We start from the raw sequence: 5,222 nt of genomic DNA, 5'->3' as shown, positions 1-5,222 counted from the left end.
GCCTGGCGGAACTGCAGACGGAAGTGGAGTTGCTGCGGTCGCTGGTTTACCGGTGCACTGAAGGGTACATTAACGGAGAGGACATGACCCGACTGGCCTCCATGGCCAAGCTGAAAGCGGGACGACTTGCACGGGAAGTGACTGACAGTTGTCTGCAGTACTACGGTGGCATGGGCTTCATGAACGAAACCCTGATTACCCGCTTCTACCGGGACCTGCGCCTGGTTTCCATCGGCGGCGGTGCCGACGAAGTCATGCTGGGCATTCTGTCCAAGTTCATGGGAACCCACCCCGGCGGCCAGTAAACCGGGGTTACAGACTCTGGGTCGTCAGGGACGATGACCCGTGGCCAGTTGCCAGACCCGGTCGGTGAGATCCTCCAGGGAAAGGCCTCCGCCATGGCGGAACCAGGTCGGCGTCCAGTGCAGGGAACCCGCCAGCAACTTACGAAGAATGTCCGGCTCCATGGTGACGACGCCTGCCTGGTGAGCCTCTCGCAGCACGTCCAGCCAGATACCTTCGTACTCTTCCCGCAGCCGGAGAATGGTTGCCTTGCCCTCCTCGGACAGATTGCGCCACTCGTCCACCATGACACTCCAGGCTTCGCCGGTTTCACCATTCATGGCGTACAACTCGACAGAAATCAGGGTGCGTAGCCGATCCTCCAGTGCCGGGCGACTTTCCAGCGCCCGCTTCAGGCGGCCCAGGTTGAGAACGATGCTCTCTTCCATCACCGTGCGCAGAATTTCGTCCTTGCTGCGGTAATGGTGAAAGATACTGCCCGGCAGGATACCCGTCTCACGCCCGATATCACGTACCGTTGTCTGCAGATAACCCTTGCGGCGGAACAGGCGGGCAGCCGTATTGAGCACCACCCCGCGGGGACTTTTGGGGTCGGTGATTTTCCCGCTCTCAATCAGTTCTTTGCCGATCTCTTCACTGAATTCCAAGTTTCCGGCTCTCTCACGGGGTTAAACAAAGAAACCGTACGGTCCCATCAACACGCTGCATTCTAAAGCAAATCCATCACGGCGAGCCAATAAACAGGCATGCACAGCATTGGCCCAAAGGTCCTTCGACCTCAACAATACCAAACGCTTGCTCAAATCCTTGCTATCCGCTAGATTGATGAAAACAACAGACCCCGACACGGCGGAGGCCCATATGGCCAGGCAACCACAACACGCAACCGACCCCACCATGAACATGATCGACCGGGTATGCGCCGGCGACATGCTGACCCGGGCAGCGGACCTCTATCCCGACAACGTCGCCATGGTTGACGACGGCCGCACCCTCACCTACCGGGAATTCGAGGACCAGGCCAACCGCATGGCCCACAGTCTGCTGGACCTTGGCCTGAAAGCCGGCGAGCCCGTGGGCATTCTGGCCCGCAACTGCATCGAGCTGATGGTGAGTTACATGGCCTGCGCCAGGGCCAACCTGGTGTTTGCCCCGGTCAACCTGGGCCTGAAGCCCCATGAGATCGCCTACTGCCTCAGGGACTGCGGCACCCGCGTCCTGATCGTCGAGGAGGCACTGGCCGGAGCCGGGCAGGCGCTGCCCGACCAGTTGCCGGACCTGGAGTTCCTTTACTGGACCGGAGACAGCACCCATAGCGCCGGAGGGCACACCTGGAAGCCGGTACAGCAGCTGATCGACAACGGCAACGACAGCCCTCTCGAAGTGGTGGTCGGCGACCGGGACCCGGTGCAGCTGCTTTACACCTCCGGCACCACCGCCAACCCCAAGGGCGTGGTCACCAGCCACCTGGCGGTCACCATGGCGGCCATGGCCAATGTCATCGCCAATCAGCTTCCGCCGGAAGCCGCCATGCTCTGTCAGTTGCCACTGTTCCACTGCACCGCGGTTAACTGCCTGGCACTGCCCACGTTCATGATGGGCGGCAAGCTGGTGATGGCCAAGGGCTTTGATGCCCGGGAATGCGCCCGGCTGATCGAAAAGCACCGCATATACATGCTGCTGGGCCTGCCGATGATGTACAACGAGATGCTGACGGACCCGGAAGCCAGCAAGCGGGACTTCTCATCGGTAAGGCGGGCGCTGTACGCCATGGCGCCGATGGCGGAATCAAAGCTGCAGGCCATTCATGATGCCTTCCCAAATGCCGATGTGGTGCTGGGCTCCGGCCAGACCGAGTTCACCCCGGCCACCTGCCTGATCCGCCCGGAACACCAGTGGAGCAAGGCTGGCTCCTGGGGCACCGCCACCCCCATGACCCGGGTGGCCATTATGGACGATCACGGCCGCCTGCTGCCGCCGGGGGAATCCGGCGAGATCGTCTACCGGGGACCGCAGGTGATGACCGAATACCTGAACCAGCCGGAAAAAACCGAAGAAGCCTTCAAATACGGCTGGTTCCACAGTGGCGATATTGCGTCCATCGACGAGGATGGCGCAATCTGGTTTACCGACCGCAAGAAAGACATCATCAAGACCGGCGGCGAGAATGTCGCCTCACTGGATGTGGAACGCTGCCTGATCGGTCACCCGAAGGTCGCCGAGGCGGCGGTCATAGGCATTCCCCACGAACGCTGGGGCGAGGCCATCACCGCCAACGTGATCCTGATGCCGGGCGAAGAAGTGACCGAGGACGAACTGATCGCCCACTGCCGGGAACACCTGGCGGGCTTCAAGGTGCCCAAGGCTATTGTGGTGGTGGATGAGTTCCCCCGTACCGGCACCGGCAAGATCCAGAAGCACCTGATTCGAAAGGGTATGGAGGGATACTTTTCGGAATAAATCCAAAGTTTGATGCAGTATACACCGGATCAACATCCCCAAACCGCAAGAAGGTAGACGGATACTAAAAACCTACCCCGCCCTAAAATAAGGTGTCCGGTGCCGTGCCCAAATGATGATAGTCGTCGCGCAGCCGATACTTCATCAGCTTACCCGAAGGCGTTCGCGGCAGCTCATCGGCAAACACAACGTGCTTCGGGCACTTGAATCCGGCCAGGTGTTTGCGGCAGTGGTCGATTATGTCCTTGGCGATGGCCGCATCATTGCCCGGCACCACCACCGCGCAGACCGATTCAATAAACCGGGCGTCGGGCACGGCGATTACTGCAACCTCGCGCACGTCCGGATGACGCATCAACACGTCCTCTACCTCGGCTGGATAGACATTCTCACCGCCGGTACGAATCATATCCTTCTTCCGGCCGGATATACAGAGCAGGCCGTCCTCCGTGAGCCGCCCCAGGTCGCCGGTGCGACACCAGCCATTCACGAAGGTCTCGGCGCTAGCATCCGGGCGCTGCCAGTAACGTTCGCATACCACCGGGCTGCGGATCCAGATCTCACCCTCGGCCCCGGTGGCCACTTGCTGCCCCTCATCGTCCCGAAGTGAAATCTCGGTGAACGGCATGGGCCGGCCCACACTGTCCGGGCAACTCAAGGTTTCCTCGCCCGTCGAACAAGCGGCAATGGGCGTGCCCTCGGTGAGCCCGTAGACCTGCGAGATCTCAATCCAGGGATAGCGCCGCTGCAGCACCTGCGTGGCCCACGGCAGCAGCGGGTCGCCACCGGAGAGAATACGTTTCAGACTGGACAGATCGTATTTTTCCGCCTCCTCGACGTTCAGCTGGGCAAGCTCGTAGATCATGAACGGGAAGAGAAACAGATCAGTCACAGTCTGTCGCTCGACCGTCGCCAGAACCCTGTAAATGGAAAAGCCCCCGCTTCTCAATACTACGGCGTGCCCCCCGGCCGCCAGCGCCGAGCTGGTCAGATCCTCCACGGCGCCAACGTGGTACATGGGGCCGGTGGTCATGGCCACCGTGTCCTGGTCGAACCCCCATTGCAGGGCCTGAATGGCAGCGAACCACAGGGCATTACTGTGGCTCCACAATGCGCCCTTGGGCCGCCCGGTGGTTCCGGATGTGTACATCAGCATGGCCGGGTACGTCTGCGCCGGCCGCGGGCCCGGCGGGTTGCCGGTATCGCCGTCGAGCACGGACCAGGACGCTGCCCAGTGGGGCACCGGCGCATCTTCCTGCTCCAGTGCGATGAAGTCGCTCACTGGCAGGCCCTGACGAACAGGCGCCAGGGTTTCAGCCAGGCTGGCATGGAAACATAGGGTCCCGCAGCCGGAGTCGGTAATTGCGAACTCCAGCTCCTCCGCAGTGAGCCGGAAATTCAGTCTCACGGCAATGGCACCGATACGGGTGACTGCCAGGTACAGTGCCCAGTACTCCAAGGCGTTGTACAGCAGAATCCCAACCCGGTCCCCGGAACGCACTCCGCGCCCTATTAGTGCGTTGGCACGGGCGTTGACCCTTTCGCGAAGCTGGTCATGGGTCCAAGTCTCCCGGTCCTCGAATGACACAGCCGGCCGATGGCCACCGATGCGCCGACATGGCCACTGGCTGCGCCGTGTGATGAATCCGATATCCATGTAAATCTCCCGCCCCGGACGGCGCTCAGACGGCCTCGGGCTTTTTCAGTTTCGCCTCCAGCTCATGACGCTTGATCTTTCCCGTGGTGCTGCGGGGCAGATCGGCGTCGGTTACCAGACGAACGTTTTTAGGCATCTTGTAACCAGCGATCCGGCCACGGCAGCACGCCAGTACGTCTTCCTCCAGCAGGTTGTCGACGGCTGGCACGACGAACACTACCGGCACCTCTCCCCAACGGGCGTCCGGCGTGCGCACCACCACCGCCTCGGCGATACGGGCGTCGGCGAGCAGAACACGTTCAATTTCGGCCGGATAGATGTTCTCACCGCCGGACTTGATCAGGTACTTGCGTCGGTCCACGAAGTCCAGCGTCCCGTCCGGATTGCGCACGAACATGTCGCCCATGTGGAACCAGCCACCGCGAAAATCCCTGGCGTTCACCTCCGGCGCTTGCCAGTAACCGCTGAACAGTGAAGGGCCGCGGATGGCCAGTTCCCCGGGTTCGCCATCCGGCACCTCCTGGTCATCGGCGTCAACCAGGCGGACCTCACAATAAGAGCTCTGTACCTTGGACAAGTTTTTCGCGACCGTGCCCGGGGCGATGAGCCCGGCGGTGGCCGGCCCCGAGCCGGTCTCTGTGGAGCCAAAACTGTTAACGTAAGGTGCATCCAGAAGCCGGGTGACTTCGGCGATCTGGTGCAGCGGCACCAGGTCAGCCATACAGCCGCAGGACTTCACACCCGACGGCTGTATACCGCCACGTCCCATGGCCTCTATGAAAGACTCGATCATGCCCGGCAT

The 5,222-nt window shown here is 61.4% G+C and carries 5 protein-coding genes; 2 read left to right on the top strand and 3 right to left on the bottom strand.

Annotated elements, in window-relative coordinates:
- A partial coding sequence (locus BM036_RS19420; RefSeq protein ID WP_143066676.1) for an acyl-CoA dehydrogenase family protein occupies positions 1–305 on the top strand: 305 nt, incomplete at its 5' end.
- A gap of 24 nt (positions 306–329) precedes the next feature.
- On the opposite strand, the gene BM036_RS19415 is transcribed toward BM036_RS19420, so the two are convergent.
- Positions 330–950 (bottom strand): TetR/AcrR family transcriptional regulator, encoded by a 621-nt coding sequence (locus tag BM036_RS19415; protein ID WP_091855276.1) that lies wholly within the window; start codon positions 948–950, stop codon positions 330–332.
- Positions 951–1,164: 214 nt separating this feature from the next.
- On the opposite strand from BM036_RS19415, the gene BM036_RS19410 reads away from it, so the two are divergent.
- Positions 1,165–2,763: a class I adenylate-forming enzyme family protein gene (locus BM036_RS19410; protein WP_091855275.1), complete on the top strand. Its 1,599-nt coding sequence runs from the start codon at positions 1,165–1,167 to the stop codon at positions 2,761–2,763.
- Between the two features lie 82 nt (positions 2,764–2,845).
- On the opposite strand, the gene BM036_RS19405 is transcribed toward BM036_RS19410, so the two are convergent.
- Positions 2,846–4,420 (bottom strand): class I adenylate-forming enzyme family protein, encoded by a 1,575-nt coding sequence (locus tag BM036_RS19405; RefSeq protein WP_091855274.1) that lies wholly within the window; start codon positions 4,418–4,420, stop codon positions 2,846–2,848.
- Positions 4,421–4,445: 25 nt separating this feature from the next.
- Positions 4,446–5,222 (bottom strand): class I adenylate-forming enzyme family protein (locus BM036_RS19400; RefSeq protein ID WP_091855273.1); only part of this gene is annotated, 777 nt, incomplete at its 5' end.

Origin of the sequence: Marinobacter segnicrescens, assembly GCF_900111555.1 — a bacterium.
GTDB classification, from domain to species: domain Bacteria; phylum Pseudomonadota; class Gammaproteobacteria; order Pseudomonadales; family Oleiphilaceae; genus Marinobacter; species Marinobacter segnicrescens.
Note: the sequence above shows the minus strand (reverse complement) of the source record. Positions and strands in the feature narration are given on the sequence as shown.